Origin of the sequence: Bacillus sp. FSL R5-0523 (genome assembly GCF_037975295.1) — a bacterium.
Taxonomy (GTDB): domain Bacteria; phylum Bacillota; class Bacilli; order Bacillales; family Bacillaceae; genus Bacillus; species Bacillus subtilis.
On sequence record NZ_CP150251.1, the window covers coordinates 2,270,452 to 2,288,465 of the forward strand.

Annotated in this window: 18 protein-coding genes and 1 riboswitch; of the genes, 2 read left to right on the top strand and 16 right to left on the bottom strand. The window is 42.5% G+C overall.

All coding sequences use genetic code 11. The features are described 5' to 3' along the window. Positions 1 to 103: 103 nt before the first annotated feature. The 7 genes from NYE53_RS11430 to NYE53_RS11460 all read right to left on the bottom strand — a co-directional run bounded on the left by NYE53_RS11430 (position 104) and on the right by NYE53_RS11460 (position 6,071). Positions 104 to 688: a genetic competence negative regulator gene (locus tag NYE53_RS11430; protein ID WP_003230533.1), complete on the bottom strand. Its 585-nt coding sequence runs from the start codon at positions 686 to 688 to the stop codon at positions 104 to 106. Between the two features lie 158 nt (positions 689 to 846). Beyond that, positions 847 to 1,626 carry a metallophosphoesterase gene (locus NYE53_RS11435; protein ID WP_339244811.1) on the bottom strand — a complete coding sequence of 260 codons (780 nt, stop codon included), beginning with the start codon at positions 1,624 to 1,626 and terminating at the stop codon, positions 847 to 849. 86 nt (positions 1,627 to 1,712) lie between these two features. Further along, positions 1,713 to 2,156, bottom strand: a complete 444-nt coding sequence (locus tag NYE53_RS11440) for a YpbF family protein (protein ID WP_003230531.1) — start codon at positions 2,154 to 2,156, stop codon at positions 1,713 to 1,715. A gap of 62 nt (positions 2,157 to 2,218) precedes the next feature. Continuing rightward, a complete protein-coding gene (locus tag NYE53_RS11445; protein WP_072173297.1) occupies positions 2,219 to 2,950 on the bottom strand; it encodes a LysM peptidoglycan-binding domain-containing protein in 732 nt (243 codons plus the stop codon). Further along, entirely contained in the window at positions 2,901 to 3,503 is a 603-nt protein-coding gene (locus NYE53_RS11450) for a CPBP family intramembrane glutamic endopeptidase (RefSeq protein WP_339244815.1), read from the bottom strand. Before NYE53_RS11450 ends, NYE53_RS11445 begins: the two co-directional genes overlap by 50 nt. A gap of 26 nt (positions 3,504 to 3,529) precedes the next feature. Further along, entirely contained in the window at positions 3,530 to 5,020 is a 1,491-nt protein-coding gene (locus NYE53_RS11455) for an ATP-dependent DNA helicase RecQ (protein ID WP_015251799.1), read from the bottom strand. Next, the gene (locus tag NYE53_RS11460; protein WP_085187754.1) at positions 5,013 to 6,071 is read right to left on the bottom strand and encodes a helix-turn-helix domain-containing protein; all 1,059 of its coding nucleotides are present in this window, start codon (positions 6,069 to 6,071) and stop codon (positions 5,013 to 5,015) included. The genes NYE53_RS11455 and NYE53_RS11460 overlap by 8 nt, the downstream gene beginning before the upstream one ends. Positions 6,072 to 6,336: 265 nt before the next feature. On the opposite strand from NYE53_RS11460, the gene NYE53_RS11465 reads away from it, so the two are divergent. Next, complete coding sequence (locus NYE53_RS11465; protein WP_003225461.1) at positions 6,337 to 6,585, top strand: ferredoxin; 249 nt, start codon at positions 6,337 to 6,339, stop codon at positions 6,583 to 6,585. Between the two features lie 39 nt (positions 6,586 to 6,624). On the opposite strand, the gene fmnP is transcribed toward NYE53_RS11465, so the two are convergent. Further along, positions 6,625 to 7,197, bottom strand: coding sequence for a riboflavin transporter FmnP (fmnP, locus tag NYE53_RS11470; protein WP_004399159.1), 573 nt, complete (start codon positions 7,195 to 7,197; stop codon positions 6,625 to 6,627). A 154-nt stretch (positions 7,198 to 7,351) separates the two neighbouring features. Further along, positions 7,352 to 7,486: riboswitch (FMN riboswitch) on the bottom strand. Between the two features lie 208 nt (positions 7,487 to 7,694). On the opposite strand from fmnP, the gene serA reads away from it, so the two are divergent. Further along, entirely contained in the window at positions 7,695 to 9,272 is a 1,578-nt protein-coding gene (gene serA, locus NYE53_RS11475) for a phosphoglycerate dehydrogenase (protein ID WP_339244818.1), read from the top strand. A 42-nt stretch (positions 9,273 to 9,314) separates the two neighbouring features. Here the strand turns inward: serA and aroD are convergent, their stop codons facing one another. The 8 genes from aroD to resA form a co-directional block, all read right to left on the bottom strand. Beyond that, positions 9,315 to 10,082: a type I 3-dehydroquinate dehydratase gene (gene aroD, locus NYE53_RS11480; protein ID WP_339244822.1), complete on the bottom strand. Its 768-nt coding sequence runs from the start codon at positions 10,080 to 10,082 to the stop codon at positions 9,315 to 9,317. 111 nt (positions 10,083 to 10,193) lie between these two features. Beyond that, positions 10,194 to 11,297 carry a sigma-X negative effector gene (locus NYE53_RS11485; RefSeq protein WP_326225327.1) on the bottom strand — a complete coding sequence of 368 codons (1,104 nt, stop codon included), beginning with the start codon at positions 11,295 to 11,297 and terminating at the stop codon, positions 10,194 to 10,196. Then, positions 11,233 to 11,817, bottom strand: coding sequence for an RNA polymerase sigma factor SigX (gene sigX / locus NYE53_RS11490; RefSeq protein ID WP_003230521.1), 585 nt, complete (start codon positions 11,815 to 11,817; stop codon positions 11,233 to 11,235). Before sigX ends, NYE53_RS11485 begins: the two co-directional genes overlap by 65 nt. A gap of 203 nt (positions 11,818 to 12,020) precedes the next feature. After that, entirely contained in the window at positions 12,021 to 13,790 is a 1,770-nt protein-coding gene (gene resE / locus NYE53_RS11495; RefSeq protein ID WP_021481567.1) for a sensor histidine kinase ResE, read from the bottom strand. Next, entirely contained in the window at positions 13,787 to 14,509 is a 723-nt protein-coding gene (gene resD, locus NYE53_RS11500; RefSeq protein WP_003246107.1) for a DNA-binding response regulator ResD, read from the bottom strand. Before resD ends, resE begins: the two co-directional genes overlap by 4 nt. 80 nt (positions 14,510 to 14,589) lie before the next feature. Beyond that, positions 14,590 to 15,765, bottom strand: a complete 1,176-nt coding sequence (resC, locus tag NYE53_RS11505; protein WP_015714189.1) for a cytochrome c biogenesis protein ResC — start codon at positions 15,763 to 15,765, stop codon at positions 14,590 to 14,592. 19 nt (positions 15,766 to 15,784) lie between these two features. Beyond that, a complete protein-coding gene (gene resB / locus NYE53_RS11510) occupies positions 15,785 to 17,413 on the bottom strand; it encodes a cytochrome c biogenesis protein ResB (RefSeq protein WP_339244825.1) in 1,629 nt (542 codons plus the stop codon). Next, positions 17,410 to 17,949 (bottom strand): thiol-disulfide oxidoreductase ResA, encoded by a 540-nt coding sequence (resA, locus tag NYE53_RS11515; protein ID WP_003230513.1) that lies wholly within the window; start codon positions 17,947 to 17,949, stop codon positions 17,410 to 17,412. Before resA ends, resB begins: the two co-directional genes overlap by 4 nt. Positions 17,950 to 18,014 lie beyond the last annotated feature (65 nt).

The following is an 18,014-nucleotide window of genomic DNA, read 5'->3' on the forward strand; positions in this document are numbered from 1 at the left end:
ATAGTATACACCTTCATATGATCTGTGCATAGAATAAACGTTATGTTTTTCCATGTTTTTTAACGAAAAAAACTGCTGAAATCAGCAGTTTTCCGTTGCATTCTTATGAAAAATGAGTTTGTATCGTCTCTACGGCATTACCGTCCATAATGAGCTTACCATACTCTTGCAGGCGATAAATCGTTAAAGTTGTCGGATTGCCGTATTCAGCCAGAACCGCCACAACCCCTTCAGCCGTATGTGACCCTAGATCTTCAAGGCTTAAAAAGTACTGCCCGTCATAGTGGTAGACAGTTCCCCCTGTGATACCGATTCGCTGTAAGCTTTCTGAAAGCTGAATGATATCTTCAAAGGAATGGAATTGATATATGATGTCCGCGCTTTCATCAAGCTTGACTTGCATTTCGATGTAATCATCATCATACTCATCGTCTTCTGAATCGGCGTCTTGGTTCTTTGTTACAATCACGACCATCCCTTGTGCTTGGAGAGAATACACTTCCACTGCAATCGGTCCATTCGCTTCAAAGCCGAGCTCTGTATTTGCTTCATTCATCATATCTTTAAATAACTGGTGGACTTTAAATGAGTCCTTCCAGAGGTCTTCTTTTGTCAATCCCCGGTCTGTCAAATCATCGAGGGTTAAAAAGATTTTGATCTTATTATAATTCAGACGCTCAAGCCGCATAACGTTCCCTCCTGCCTCTACTTGCACACAAATCATATAACACATTATATGAGATGATGAGTCATAGGTTCTTAATTGTTATCAGTTTACACTGAGTTCACTAGTAAGACAAGCACAATGCAGTTTTTATTGCCATATGGATTTTTGCTTTTTAGAAGTTATTCTGGCCCGCAAAGAGTCACAATGTGTGTTTCAGGCTCAGCACCTAAACGAAGAGGCACTTTTGTCGTGCCGTAGCCGTTGCTGATCAGATATGCCGCGTTTTTAACAATACCTGTTTTCCCCAGTTCATAAGGGCCAAATTTTCCAAACCTGATCTGGCCTCCATGGGTATGTCCGCTGAGTATCACATCAATACCGTCATCTTCATTGATTTGTTCATGAATCTCCGGATTATGACAAACCAGAATATTCAGCTGGCTTTCATCAAGTTCTTTGATGGCTTCCTCATAATGATCCATCTCCATCCTGATATCATCAACCCCCGCAATCGCAATCGTATGCCCATTGTATGAAAACGGGACTGACTCATTTCTCAGAGTGATGACGCCGTGCGCTTTAAATATGGAATACAGCTTATGCTGTTTGACTTCATAATCATTATTCCCCCACACAAACACGATAGGGACCCCGAAATGTACGAGCCTTTTGATGTTTTCCTCGATTCTCGCACTGGGCACCCCGCCCTCAGCTAAATCACCGCCGATTATAACCAAGTGAGGGGCATGGCTTCGCGCTTTTTCTAAAAGGTCTTGATCGATGAGACGTTTGTGAATGTCTGAAATAAAAAAGATTGTCAGAGGCGGCTTGCCCTTCATCTTTGATAAAGGAAACGTATGTGTCTTCAAATGATTGCCTTTTGCTGTTGCATACATTTTTGCCGTCATTGCCGCTGCCGCAACAGTTAGTACACCGGCAATTTTCACTGATAGCTTCATAAAAAACTCTCCATTCTTTTTAGAACTTATCAATAAGACGGACAATAAAAAAAAGACGTTTCTATCGTTTGAGAAAACGCCCCATTTTATTTACTTTCAAAATATAGATTAATGTCATATTTGTGCTTCATCATATGAAAAACAGACTCTCTCGCCTTCCATTTATCGGGCTGCGGCCAGAGATCAGTGCTTTTCTGAATAATTTCACATCTCAGTTTATGGAAATCAGTCTCGGATTTTTCTTCCTTTTTCTTGAAATAATATGAAGTGCAGTAGGCAAAAGCGGTTGCCAGCATCCAAAATAAATAAAAGGTATGGCTAAGTATTTCTTGAAGTATAAGCTGAGGCTCCGGGCTTTTGATCATGATCATAACACATAATAAGCCTAGGCAGATAAGTGAAGCCCATCGCCATCTGCGGCATTGTGCTGCATAATTTTCGAATTTTTGTTTTCGTTTTACCAGCGCTTGGAGCATCTGTTTGGTCGGCGCGTCTGTAAACTGATCCAGCTGATTCCATAAGGATTCCATACGCTTCACACCTTGTCCATTTTCATTGCTATAATATATGAACGTAAAATAAAAATAATACCCTATTCATCCATTAAGGGGATGTCCAAAACTTGTCCGGTGTAAACATCATTTCCATTCAGATGATTATACGCTCGAATTTTTTCTTCTCCTGTCCGGCTTTTATAATACTTCATGGAAATGCGGTATAGCGTTTCTTTCTTTTGGACGGTGTGCTTGACAACGCGATTCGGCACATTTTGAACTGGCTCAGCCGGCTGCTGTTGCTGTTCTTGCTGTTGTACTGTTGATTGGGAAGAGGAAGCAGCCGCGGCGGTTGCTTCCTCCTTATTTGCCGAGTCTTCTTTTTCGGCTACAGCAGTCTGTTTCTTATCAGCAGCTGTTTGCTCTTTTGGCTTGGAATCTTCTGGCTCTTTTTTTGACTCCTTCTGCAGTGCGGTTTCTTTAGTGTCTGCGGTATCGTTTTTATCCTCTGATTTCGGGACAATCTCATATTTGCTTTGGCTGCTGTCAATAAAAACGTCTTCATAATCGTCATGATTATCCGGGTGGCTCTTTAGATAAAATAAGGTGACTAAAACGATAACCGGCACAAATACAAATATTACTGCGAGTACTGTGAATAATGGCGTTTTTGTTTTACCTTGCTTTTTTTTCTGTTCTCTTTGATTTTTTACAGATTGTCTTGTCGGAAGGCTTTCTCCATCATCGACATAATCGTCCGCCAATGCGGCGTTTTGATCTTCATAAAGATTCTGGGCTTTTCTTCTCTCTACTCTCGACATGTTCGTCATGTTTATCCCTCCTCACATGTTCAAAACGAATCTGACAGGCAAACACGGCATCAATGATAAAATGCGCCGTCATCGGAACAAATAAGTTGCCGGTCCATTCATACATCAGACCGAGCAAAAAGCTGATTGCTGTCACCATAATAAATAACAGCCATTTTGACAAATACCGAAAGTGCAGAGCGGCAAATATAAGGCTGGCCGCCCATAAACCGATATGAGTCTGCAGCACTCCTCTGAATAACATTTCTTCCGCGAAAGCAATCAGAAGCGTTAAAAATATAATATGAGGGATTGACCTCTTACTGAATATTTTTATATTGATTCCACCGTCATCATATAAATGAGGCGGAAACCATTTCATTACTGCCATATCGGCTAAAATAACAATAACAGCTATAGAAACACCATACCAGATGATTCGCATATCGCGAATGTCCCAGAGCTTTAATACGTCCCGTACATCCTCAAAAAAGAACAGTCCTGCTGCAGCAGCGGCAAAGATGATGAGTAGCTGCGTCAAATATAACTGCTTCAGCATATCACGGTCAGTCATATGCTGAATATAATCTTTTTGCTGTTTCAGTTCAGCTCACCTACAGTCTGCAAGCTGAATATCCGGTGCAATTCCGAACTCCAGCTGTCTAATGGCGCCATTTTACTCCGTTCCCCTTTTTGTTCATACAAGGATAAATCAAAACCGCAATGTGAACAGCACGGGAGGTTTCCGTCATCAGGCTCGTATGATTCATCAAAGTAGGTTAACAGTGCCTGCCTTAAACAGCCGTCACGCTGAAGCAAAAATGATACACGGTGCATTTTTTCCAGCTTCAGCTCCATGCGATATGAAATTTCTTTCTTCATCAGTTCAACTGATGTTTTTCCCTGCATAAAGAGATGAATCATCATACGGGCCTGTGTCTCTCCGACACCATACTGAAGTAATACGTCACGAAGCCTTCTCTCATCCCGCTCCTCCGTCTTCTCTAGCACACGGATTACGTCGGCGATTTCTTCAGCTGTGACACTCTCCATCTGGATAATCTGTTCCTGCAATTCAAAATCCCCTGGCGCCCGCAGCAAAATGCTGACACTCGGCTTTCCATCGCGGCCCGCTCTGCCGATTTCCTGCATAAAAGCTTCTGCCGTCTGCGGGAGGTGAAAATGAATCACATATCTGATATCGGGTTTATCGACACCCATTCCAAACGCATTCGTACAACATATCACATCAAGCTGGTTATGAATAAACTGCTGCTGAATTAAAATCCTGTCCCCTGACTCCAAACCGCCATGGTAAAAGTCGGCTCTGCTGCTCGTTTTGCTTTTAATTTCACCCGCTAATTCCTCAGCCCATTTCCGTGTCGGACAATAAACAATTCCCGGACCTTGCAGGTTTTCAACCAGCTGAATGACCCTATCTATTTTTTCGGCAGTATCCGCCGCATTTTCAACCCTCAGTGCGATGTTTGGGCGGTTGACTGAGTTGAGATGGCGTACAGCATGTTGCAGCTCCAGCAGGTTCATGACATCTTGCAGCGTTTCCTTTGTAGCCGTGGCGGTCAATGCCAGAACGGGCGGGTGTCCAAGTTTTTTTCTCAGCTGTCCGAGCTTTGAATAATCAGGCCTGAAGTCGTGTCCCCATTCAGAAATACAATGCGCTTCGTCAATAACAAATAGGCTGATCGGGACGCTTTTCAGTTTTTCCAATACATATGGAGACTGTAAAGCTTCAGGAGACAAGTACAAAAATTTATATCGATGAATATGTTCTAAAACAAATTGTCTTTCCTGCCTGTTAAGCATGCTGTTCAAAGCTGCAGCACGCTTTTCCCCCCGGGCTTTCAGCTGCTGCACCTGATCCTCCATTAAAGAAAGCAGTGGAGAAACGATTAATACCATGCCGTCAAGCATATAACCAGGCAGCTGGTAGCAAAGCGATTTCCCTCCCCCAGTCGGGAGCATTGCAATGGTATCCTTCCCGCTGAGTATGCTTTCAATAATGTCCTGCTGCCCTTTTTTAAAGGAAGTAAAACCAAAAAACTGATATAACGTTTGCTGTAATTTAGTCATATTGCTGCACCTGCTTTGTCAATGCCAGTCTGATTTGAAAGTAGCTGAACCGCTGTTCCAGCCCGTCGCGAATTTGTTTGATTTTATTCGTCCGCATCCGTTTGGCAAACTCTGCGATTTGGAGCTGGTCTTCTGCTGATACATAGTCATTAATCATAAACGCAGGCTCATGGAGAGAAATCTCGACAATGTGGTCTTCGATCGTCGCTGTTTTCAGCTTTCTGATTTCAGCAATTCGATGTATCGGAAACCCTTGTTTGACCATCTGCCATGTTTTCCTCGTCGACTCTGTCAGGGCATTATCTAAATGCACATCAGAAAGGAGATCCTTTAACAAAGCATCTTCACACTCCGGAAGAGAATGAATAAAATAATGTACTGAAGCCCAAAACATGATATAGACATACCATTCATCTTCTTTCAGCGTATCAGCAAGCTGCCTGCTCGTATAACCGATCCGATGGTGCGCGGTTAAGGAGTAGACAAAAATTTGCGCTGCTTTGTTTTCAATCTTTTTTAAATGCGCCTCAAGCATGGCAAAAAGGCTTTTTGCCATCTCTATATGATCCGTATGCCGGGACAGGTATTTCTTTACCCAGTGAAGTGTCTTATGATCCTTAGTGACAGGGATATACTGCCTGCTCCCTTGCTGTTTATGGGATAGGACCTGCACAAGCAGCGAAAGCCTTTTCCAAAGCACACCGGCAGCCTGCTGATAATGAGCGCCGTGACAATGAACGGGCCAAGGCCGCTCGCTAAGGGCATGCCTTAAAACTGCTGCGCCGCTGGCTGTCACTTTGTATGTATCTGTTTCAGACATTGGCGAGAGATATGAATGCTTTTCAAGCTTGTCAAGCGACGCAGAAATATCGCTTCTCGAACATTGCGCCGCCATTCCAAAGTATTTTGCAGTCTGAAATAAGCCGGCATCTTGAATGGTTTGTGACGATCTCTTGCCTTTGAATAGGTGAAAAACAGCGCTTCCCGACCGTTCCCCGTTTATTTTGCAAAGACAATCGAGAACCATAATATCGAAGTAATTTAATGACAACCTATCCACCTACATTCTTCCTGACAAAAATCGTTGATTTGCTCTTTTTATTTTAACAGATTTCAAACAGAAATCGACGTTTAAAGTCATCATTAAGGGGGATGTTATGTAGATAACCCCTTATGTGATAAGCATTCTCAATCATTTTTCTGTTGAAATGTGGCAGCAACATCATTACAATAAGTAAGAGGAATAGGTGTTAAATTGATTAAATATAAAGATTGATCCATTTGTTCCACCAAGAACAATCTGGGAGGTTTTATTCATGGCAAAGTACACAATCGTAGACAAAGATACATGTATTGCATGCGGCGCTTGCGGAGCTGCTGCACCAGACATTTACGATTACGATGATGAAGGCATCGCGTTCGTAACGCTTGATGAAAACAAAGGTGTTGTCGAAGTTCCTGAGGTACTGGAAGAAGATATGATTGACGCATTTGAAGGATGCCCTACTGATTCCATCAAAGTGGCGGATGAGCCATTTGAAGGCGACCCGCTTAAATTTGAATAGAAGTAACTAAAAAAAGCTCCCGAACGGGAGCTTTTTTATTTAATGGATATGTGCACTTCGCTGCTGCTCAATCCATGGCTTAAGCTTGATAAAAATTAGTGAGAATACAACCGTAATTACAATACCTTTTATCATGTTAAACGGCAGGATACCTGCGACGACAGCTGTTTTTAGCGCGCTGTCGGATAATGCCGGTGAATGTAAAAACCACGTGTATGCCGGAAGAATCAGAACATAATTTAAAATACTCATTAAAATGGTCATCGCTGCAGTTCCCAAAAGCAGGCTGACAGCCAAGCCCTTTGCTGAGTTGAGTTTTTTAAATAAGAAAGCAGTCGGTAATATAAAGAGTGTTCCTGCAATAAAATTCGCAACTTGCCCTACAGGAACTCCGGCCATGCTTCCCTGAATGATATACTGAAGAACATTTTTTATCGCTTCTACGGCAATACCCGCCAAAGGTCCGTAAATCAGAATGGCAATAATAGCGGGAACGTCGCTAAAATCGATTTTTAAATAATCCGGAAGACCCGGAAACGGGAAATTTAACAGCATCAAAACAAATGCAATGCTGCTCAGCATGCTGACCACAACTAATTTTTTTACTTTCACTTCATTCTCTCCTTTTCGATCACATCTTACTCGAAAACGGAAAGGTTCTTTTCCAGCCAATAAAAAAAACCGCTTCATATATAAAAGCGGGGTTTCGAAAATTAGGCTAGGCAAAGAAACGTTTGAAAAATTCAATTTCAAAACGCTTATGAACCTCCATCTTCTCCCATCCAGACTGTACTGTCGGCTCCGGAATCTCACCGAATCCTGCTGTAAAGACAGCTCGCGGGCTTAGAGCCATTGGCTCATCACCGCCGGTAGGGAATTTCACCCTGCCCCGAAGATTGATCATATGAAATTTAATTACATTATAAACGATAACTGGTTGGCTGTATAGAGAATTGCTTCAAATTATATATATTACCTGCAAGCTGTCAAATCATTGATTTATTAGGCTTTACTTTTATCCTTTACTGCGTCAATACACGTTGACACTCTTTTGAGAATATGTTAAATTATCAGATATTTAGTTTGTCAATTTAGGAGGAAATCTAACGATGTTTCGAGTATTGGTCTCAGACAAAATGAGCAACGACGGTTTACAGCCACTTATTGAATCAGACTTTATTGAAATCGTTCAAAAAAACGTAGCAGATGCAGAAGATGAATTACATACTTTTGATGCTCTTTTGGTGCGAAGTGCGACAAAAGTAACAGAAGACCTTTTCAACAAAATGACTTCTTTAAAAATTGTCGGAAGAGCCGGTGTCGGTGTCGATAATATCGATATTGATGAGGCTACGAAACACGGGGTAATCGTGATCAATGCTCCGAACGGCAACACCATTTCGACAGCTGAGCATACATTTGCAATGATCTCTTCTTTAATGAGACACATTCCGCAGGCTAATATCTCAGTGAAATCCAGAGAGTGGAACCGCACAGCTTATGTGGGTTCAGAGCTCTATGGAAAAACGCTTGGTATTGTAGGATTAGGCCGAATCGGAAGTGAAATTGCACAGCGTGCGAGAGCGTTCGGTATGACAGTGCACGTTTTTGATCCTTTCTTAACGGAAGAAAGAGCGAAAAAAATCGGCGTAAACAGCCGTACATTTGAAGAAGTGCTTGAAAGTGCGGATATCATTACCGTTCACACGCCTTTAACAAAAGAAACAAAAGGCTTATTGAATAAAGAAACGATTGTAAAAACGAAAAAAGGCGTTCGCTTAATTAACTGTGCGCGAGGCGGAATTATCGATGAAGCAGCACTTCTCGAAGCTTTGGAAAACGGGCATGTTGCGGGAGCAGCGCTTGACGTTTTCGAAGTTGAACCGCCAGTTGACAACAAACTTGTTGATCATCCATTAGTCATTGCCACTCCTCACTTGGGAGCATCAACGAAAGAAGCACAGCTCAATGTCGCCGCCCAAGTGTCAGAAGAAGTTCTGCAGTTCGCAAAAGGCCTGCCTGTCATGTCAGCTATCAACCTGCCTGCCATGACAAAGGATGAATTTGCTAAAATTAAGCCCTACCATCAAATTGCAGGAAAAATTGGCAGCCTTGTATCACAGTGCATGAAAGAACCAGTACAGGATGTTGCCATTCAATATGAAGGCACAATTGCTAAACTTGAAACATCGTTCATTACAAAAGCCCTTCTGTCAGGCTTTTTAAAACCGCGCGTTGACTCTACTGTTAACGAGGTCAATGCGGGGGGTGTCGCAAAAGAACGCGGCATCAGCTTCAGTGAAAAAATTTCCTCTTCTGAATCTGGATACGATAACTGCATCAGCGTAAAAGTGACAGGAGACCGCAGCACCTTTACTGTAACAGCTACGTATATTCCTCATTTCGGAGAACGAATTGTCGAGATCAATGGATTTAATATTGATTTTTATCCGACAGGTCACTTGGTGTATATCCAGCATCAAGATACAACAGGTGTCATCGGCCGAGTAGGACGTATTCTCGGAGATAACGATATTAACATTGCAACTATGCAGGTTGGCCGTAAGGAAAAAGGCGGAGAAGCCATCATGATGCTTTCCTTTGACAGACATCTGGAAGATAAAATTGTGAAAGAACTAACAAATGTCCCTGATATTGTGTCTGTGAAGCTCATTGATCTGCCATAATAAAAAAAACTCAAGCTATAAAGCTTGAGTTTTTTTATTGTTCTATCCTCGTGTGTATTTATGCAAAATGTCTAAGACACTCCTTAGCTCAGAAACAGGTATTTGGCCTGGTGCGGACGCCTCTTCTCCAGCTCCAAAAGTACAAGCCGATCCAAAAACCTCACCGCTCAGCCTGCTGATGAGCCCTGTAGCAGCCATTGACATTGTAATAATGGGGCGGTCTGCATATTTTGTTTTCATTGTATACGTCGCATCAAGCAGCGTTAGGAGATCTCCAGTATCATTCGGCATGACAGCCATTTTGGGAATATGTGCCCCTAAATCCTGCATTTTCCGAAGTCTTGAAAGAATCTCATCTTTCGAAGGCGTTTTTTCAAAGTCGTGATTTGACATCACCACATAGACGTTGTTTTCTTCCGCCAGCGATACTAACGCCTTTACATTTGCATCTCCTGAAAATAATTCGATATCTATCAGATCGATGTCTTTTGTTTGGATTGCCGATTCCAGCAAAGCAAGATAGGAGCTTTCGTCCATCTCCATGCTCCCGCCCTCTTTGTGGGTTCTGAATGTAAATAGAAATAGCTTGTCTTCTAAAGAATTACGAAGCTTAGAAATGAGCTTTGTGACCGCTTCTCTGTCATTAGCTTTTTCAAATACGTCGACTCTCCATTCAACAATGTCCGGATTCAGTAATTTTACTGCCTCTGCTTCATTCAGAATTTGTTTTTCCGTCTTTCCCATCAGCGGAACGATGATTTTCGGCATTCCTTCCCCGATGGAAACTCCTTTAATTGTTAACACGTTCACTCATCTCAAATCCTTTCAATCGTTACCTTGTTTTATTATACACGTACAACTTTTTTTTGAAAATTTCTATTATATGAATAGCAACTAAAAAAGAGCCTCAAAGGGCCCATTTTAGTTTAAGAAAATCGGATTTGGAGCAGCCGGTACCGGAATTGCATCTGATACGTCATATTTGCCGATTTTGTTTGTTCTGGTTTCGGTAAAGGTCACTTCTGTGAAGCCAAACTCTTTTGCGGTTAAAAGAAGTCCCTCAATCATTAAAATACTGGCAATAGAATCCTCAACTTCTGAGTCCTTTGAGAAACGGATATATAAGTGCTTCTGTTTCTTCGTTACAGATTGGACAGTACCCGCTTGAATAAGCGGTGTTGTATCTTTTTGACTGCTCGATTCCATTTCATTAATCGCTTCTTTTACCGTATCAAATGTTTTTTCTGACGGAATGAGAAAGTTCCCTTGTTTATTTTTGTACAAGTAGTAAGCTCTTTTTGACTGTTTTGGAATCGAAATTTCCGTAAAAGTGCCATATGAGCCAATCCGAACCCCAGTCTCATTTTGATCCGATAAAAATTTGACTTTTTCATAAGGACTCCATTTTAAGGATTCTTTAAGCAATTTTTTTAACAGTGTATCATCTTTTACAGAAAATGCCGTAGCTGGCTGATGGACTCGTATACTTAATTCCTTCTGCTTTGGTTTTTCTTTTATTTCTACTTCATCTATGAAGGATGGAATTGTAATGGCATGATCCAAGATATCCAATTCACTACTTACAGTCAGCATGTCCTGGATCGTTTGGTATGCATTTGTTTTTTGAATGCTGACGGGTATGACTGCAGATGTATCGGCATCAGCAACTGCTACAGTGATGTAATTGTCTTGTTCCTTTTCAGGTACAACAAACGATGTATGATCCAGGGATGACGCAGCTTTTGGGCTGTCTTCTGTCTCAGTTTTCGTTACTGCGTTCTTTTGGGACGCTTCTTTTTGTTGAGGCTGTGCCTGATCAAAGAAATGAGGAGAAATAATGAAGGCGATAAAAACCGCAATTGCAGCGGCACACGCGGGGCCAATCCACCTGACAGCGGGCTTATTTTTACGCTTTTCCATCGTCAGCCGCTTGTAAATAACCTGAGGCGAACGATGGTCTTTAACTGCCGGAAGTTGACTTAACAACTCCTTTATCTGTTCTTCGTTCCATTCTGACTTCATCATCCATTAGCTCCTCCCTCAAAAGCTCCATATGTTTCCGAAGTACTTTGAGCCCTCTGTGCTGGGTCGTTTTTACTTTGCTTTCCGAGAAGCGCAGAGCCTTGGCTGTTTCCTGTATTGAATATCCCTGAATAAACCGCAAGATAATCACAGCTCTTTGATCGATTGTACATTGATCAAGCGCAGCATAAATTTCCCGGACATTTTCATGTTGAACCGCAAGTTCGTCCGGCAGCAATTGCTGATCCCTGACATCCTGTGTATCCCAGTCAAATGTACCGAGTATACGCTGTCTGATTGTTTGCTGTTTACGAAACCAGTCTATCGCAACATGGCGTGCGATAGACAAAAGCCATGTTTTTTCACTGCTTCTTCCTTCAAACGTATGATAAGAATTTAATACCCGGATATAAACCTCTTGAAGAAGGTCTTCTGTCTGGTTTTTATCCTTTACCATATAAAATAAAAATTGGTACAAATCTTGATGATATGTATCATATAATAATTGAAAGGTTTCTTCCATTTGAAACCCCTCCGTTCACTTTTTTGTCGTATGAATAGCTTGAAAAGTTACATTACAACTATATTACGAGTAACTGGAATTTGGAAGGGAATTTATATTAACATATCCTTAAATTTTATTAATGTTGGCTATTAAAAAAACACCCGCTCAGTCAGCGGGTGTTTCTTATGGAACAAGATTCTTCGGCAAATTCAGACTCGATTTTACCGTTTTGTCGGAATATAAAAAGTAAATGTTGTTCCTTTATCTATTCGGCTGTGCACAGTAATTGATCCGTTGTGGGCTTCCACGATATTTTTAACGATAGCCAGCCCTAACCCGGTTCCTGCTCTGCCCCTTGTCCGCGCTTTATCTGCCTTATAAAACCGCTCAAAGATAAATGGCAGATCTTCTTCCGGTATGCCGGACCCGGAGTCTTTGATATCAATTTTCAATCCATCCTTCACAGAATGGACTGAAATGGAGACACTGCCACCGGATGAAGTATGCCGCAACGCGTTATCGATCAAATTGGTAAATACCTGCTCCATCTTGTCTTCATCAAACATAAATTCCTCTTCTGTGAGGGAAATGTCATGATGTAAAGCAATATTTTTTTCTTTCGCAACACCGGAAAACTTCCGAATGATCTTTTCTAAAAACTCATTCACATTGATTTTTTCATAATGTAAGCCTGTATGGCCTGATTCCATTCGGGCTAAATCAAGCAAATCATTAACTAAACGGCCCATTCGGAGCGATTCGTCATAAATGATTTGGGCAATTTCTTTCCGGTCTTCTTCAGAGCTTGCAATGTCATCGACAATTGCTTCACTGTATCCCTGAAGCATGGAGATAGGTGTTCTCAGCTCATGACTGACATTTGCGATAAAGTCCTCCCGCAGCTTATCAAGGCGGCGTTCTTCTGTCATGTCACGCAGTACGGCAACCGCTCCTCTGACATGCGATTCCGCATAAAGCGGCGACATCAAAAGCACCCATGATCTGCCTTGCAGCGTCATCTCAATCATTTGTTCTTTTTCAGTGCTGACAGCGTTTTGAAACAGCTCTTTTGCTTCAGGCGGAAGATTGTCGCCTTCTTTGATATTCATGTTCTGTTCATAATACCAAGCCTGAAGAAAACGTTCAGCCGGCGGGTTGGTCACGAGAATCGTACCGTCAATATTAATGGTAATAACCCCGTCAGCCATACTGCTCAAAATGTTAGAAAGCTGCTCTTTTTCTTGATTGAGCGCATTGATATGAAAGTTAAGCTGCCGGCCCATTTGATTAAAAGCGGTCGCCAGTTCACCGATTTCATCCTGAGTTAAAATCGGGATTTTTGTATCGAACTTGCCCTTCGCCAAATCCTGCGCGCCTTCTCTCATTTTTCGGAGAGGGTACGTGACCCTGCTTGATAAAAAGAATGCGAAAAATGTGGTCAGCACAATTGCAATTCCAGCGGCAAGAAAAATATAGCGGGTCGTATGTTTTGTTGTATCTTTAACGGCAAGCAAAGACTGGGATAAAAAGACCATGCCTTTCTTTCCGTCTTTTTCATACGGGACACCTACAATCAGGCGTTCATTATCCGTGTCTGTATCGCTCAGTCCCGTCCGTTTGCTTACTTTTTTATGGTCTTTGAGAGCTTTATTTAAGTCTTTGTCATGCTGTATTTGCTCAACCGTAATAGACGACAGGCGATTTTTATCATTCGGAGAATACCAGTGGTTTTTCTCATCCTGGATGATGGCAATGCTTGTTAAGTTATCCGCGAGCTCCCAAGTGATTGACCTTGCCAGTGCCTGGTCCTCGTGATTTTCTAGGATGACAGCAACTTTATTCGCAAGCTGTGTTAAATCATTCTCAGCTTCTTCCACATGGTAGTTTTCAATAAACTCCAGCAAAAGAACCGTTAAAATGAACAATACGATCAAGACGAGTGAAAGGATCGTAAACCACAGCTTGCCTACTACGCTTTTCCAAAATTTCATTCAGCGCCGACCTCAAATTTATAACCTACACCCCATACGGTGACAATTTTTTTCGCAGCTTCCGGAGATACCTTGTTCAGCTTCTCTCTCAAGCGTTTGACGTGAGTGTCCACTGTCCGTAAATCACCAAAAAACTCATATTGCCACACTTCTTTCAGAAGCTTTTCCCGATCATACACCTTGTCAGGCGTTTTCGCTAAGAAATATAGAAGCTCATACTCTTTTGGCGTCAGGCTCACTTCTGTTCCATCAGCTGTTACGCGGTGAGCATCATGGTCTATGGACAGATGTGAAAACACGAGCACATTTTTCGTCGGTGTATTGGCATTGAAATAAGAGGTTTGGGATGCTCTTCTCAAAAGGGCCTTTACACGAAGCACGACTTCTCGCGGGCTGAACGGCTTAACAATATAATCATCTGTTCCCGCTTCAAACCCCTGCACCCGGTTTGCTTCTTCTCCTTTTGCGGTCAGCATGATAATGGGTGTCGCTTTTTTTTCACGAATTTGCCGACACACTTCAATTCCATCAGTCCCCGGCATCATCAGATCAAGCAAAATTAAGTCATAATTGGCTTCAAGCCCTTTGGCAATGGCTTCATCACCATTTTCAGCTTCATCTATAGCATAATTTTCACGTTCAAGATACATTCTTAAAAGGCGGCGAATTCTGGCTTCGTCATCTACTACTAATATTTTTGTTTCATTCGTTTGGTCCATGTTTTCCCCCTGCTTTCCTTCTGTTACTTTCATTTTATCAAATCGTGAGAAAGTTTGAGAACTGTGTCGCTTTCAAAGGACTATGCATAAGAATGAAGTCCGGCAAGCACAAGATTTACGAAAATTAAATTAAACATAATAATAGCAAAACCGATTACGGCCAGCCATGCTGACTTCTCACCGTGCCAGCCTCTTGACAGTCTTAAATGCAAGTAAGCGGCATAGAACAAAAATGTGATCAGCGCCCATACTTCCTTAGGGTCCCAGCCCCAAAATCTGGTCCACGCGAGCTGAGCCCAAATCATTGCAAAGATCAGCGCGCCGAGTGTAAAGATCGGAAATCCGATTGATACGGCCCTGTACCCAACCTCATCCACCAGATCAAGATTGACGTTTTTCACCAGCGGATGTAATAGAGCGCTGATTCTTTTTCTGATGATCAGACGGAGAGCCCCATACAACACAAGACCTGCTCCAAATGACCAAATGACTGTGTTCACTTTTCTGCCTGAGAAAAGCGCGGGAAGATCAACAAGCGGTTCCATTCTTCCTTCGGTCAAAAGCTCGCCCTGATGCGGACCGACAAGCGCGGGCATTTCGTACACCATCACGCTTTTTTCTTTGTTTTTGTCCACCCAGTTAAACTCCGCTTCATAGCCTGCAAGACGAAATGCTGATGTGATTGCAATAAAGGCGACGGTTGTGACCAGGATAAACATAATCGCTTCAAGCCAGAAAGTCTTTTTGCTCGGCTTTGTCTGGTCTACATGCTTCAAAAGAAAGATAACACCAGCGACAAAGCTGATGGCAAGTATAGCTTGCCCAAGCGCGGCCGTTGTTACGTGAATATACAGCCAGTTGCTTTGGAGCGAAGGAATTAAAGGCGAGATATCTGTCGGAAACATGCTGGCGTAGGCAATCAGCAATAAAGCAATTGACAGCGTAAACAGGCCTAATGAAGGCAATCTATAGAGAAAATAAAGAATGATAAACGCCAAAACAAGCATCATGCCAAAAGCGGTGGTGAATTCAAACATATTGCTGACCGGCGCATGGCCGCTGGCAGCCCACCTTGTGATGAAATATCCAAGGTGGCAGAAAAAACCGACAATAGAAAGGGTGATTCCAATGTTGGCCCATCGGTTTGGCCTGCCCTTTTTATCTTTATTCCCGCGTATGGCCCCGCCGAAAATTGGTACAGCGATTAAATACACAAGAAAGGCCGCATAAAGAAAATTTCCGCTCAGCTCTGCCATGACATCACTCCCTTTTCGCCTATTTCTGTGTTTTGATTAATTCTTTTTGGTCCGCCGGTTCAGTCAGTCCGGAATCAGCCAATATAAATGCTAAATCCTTCTTCAGGCCAAACCAGTTTTTATTGGTATGCCCCGCTACCATAACTGCGCCGTCCTGTGAGTGCAGCCAAATTCTTCGATGCTGCCAGTACATACCTTGAATGACACCGATCATAAAAATGGCTCCGCCGACAACAAGCACCCAGAGTGTCAGATCCTTTCTGACTGTAAGTCCAGTAATGTTTTTCGTTTCGACATGGTCAAATTTCAGCTTGTATTTATTATTGCCTGATCCTTCGATGGTTTCTTGGATGGCGACAAAGCTCTTTTCGCCTTTCGGTTTGTCCGGCGTTATAATATTAAAGACAAAAGCCGGATTGTTAGGGATCTTTGTTTTTGTGCTCGGCTCTCCGTCCTGATTAAAATAGAAGTCAGGCAGGTAGCTGGCGATTTCCACCTTGTAACCGTTGCCAAGATCATAGACCGAATCTGGATCCAGAAGGTTGATCTTCAGGCTCCCAAAGGATTTTTTTGTTTTTTTATCAATCAGCTGGAACACCATTTTGTCAAGCTGATTCTCTTTGTAATCCACCTGGTAAACGGAAAAAGAATCAAAACGCAGCGGCTGATTGACACGGATGTCTTCTTCTGTTACTTTTTTCAGCTTCGGCTTCTCGCCATAAACAATTTTTCCTTCTCTCTTGTAGAGTACGGCATCGGTTTGAAAGTTCTTTGCCACTCTACCGTCCCCGACTCTGTCAATGGCATCTGCAAATACCTTTTTTTCTGTTTTGCTGTTATAGGTCTCTACGCTGAATTGATTGTTTTTTAAATAATATTTTCCGTCTGTACCCGGAATTGCTGCGGTTTCGCCTTCTCTGACCCAAAGCGTCTCATCGACGTACATGCCAGGCACAAATCTCAGCATCGCACCAATCAGAAAGATGATCAATCCAATATGGTTGACATACGGGCCCCAGCGGGAAAAGCGTCCTTTTTCAGCAAGAATGCTGCCCTCTTTTTCTCTGATTCTATAATGTTTTTTCTTTAATAGAGCAACTATCTTTTCTTTCGATTCCCCGTTCAGTACTGTAACTGTTTCACTGAACAAGCGCTGCCTTCTTAAAAAAGCCGGGCTCCTTCTGACGCCTTGGTTTTTTAACGCTCTGTACAACGGAATGACCCGATCAAGGCTGCAAATCACAAGTGAAATGCCGATCGAGGCAATGAGCAGCAAATACCACCAAGAACCATATAAATGATGAAACCCGAGCAAATAATAGAGCTGGCCGAACGTGCCGTACTGCTCCTTGTAATAAGTATCAGCCTGTGCGCCCGGAGGCAGATAGGCTTCCTGGGGAAAAATGGTGCCGAACGCTGATGCGGCAAGGGTTATGACGATAAGCCATATTCCCACCTTAACCGAGGAAAAGAAATTCCAAATTTTATCGATGATCGTTTTGTTATAGGTTTGCGAACGTCTTGCGCTTCCGTCATATCTCATATCAGCGAGCGGAGGTTGAGTTTCCTGAAGAGCTCTTCCGCACGATTCGCATAAAACGGTTCCGACCGGGTTTATATGTCCGCATTCACATTTGACTTGCTTCATCCCGAAGTCTCTCCGGGTTTTATGAGATTCATATAATCGTGTATCATGCTTTCTGTCATAGTGCCGGTCACCACCTTGACAACTTTTCCTTCCGGATTGATCAAAAAGGTTGTCGGAAGCGGAGATACGTCATAGGCATCAAGCACTTGGCGATCTGTATCCAGAACAACCGGGAAATTGACTCCGTAGGATTTCATAAAATTATGTACTGCTATCTTTGACTCCCCAACATTTACAGCGACAATTTCAACACCTTGGCTTTTAAAATGCTTATATTGGTTTGCCATATAAGGAAACTCTTTTTTGCACGGTTCACACCATGTACCCCAGAAATTCAAAAAAACACCTTTCCCTTTTAAGTCACTGAGCTCGATACGTTTCCCATTCGTATCCTCAAGGACAAAATTCGGTGCGTCGGACCCTTCGGATATACTCTCTTTGCCGGCAAATACAGCATTGTAAATGGTATAGCCGAGTGCGCAGATTAAAACGAGAAGGATGCCGGTCCGAATGAATAAACGCCTTTTTTTCTTCATTGTCCACTGCCCCCTTCCCCCTATTGCAGATCCATTCAATTATATCATTGCACGTTCATTTCACA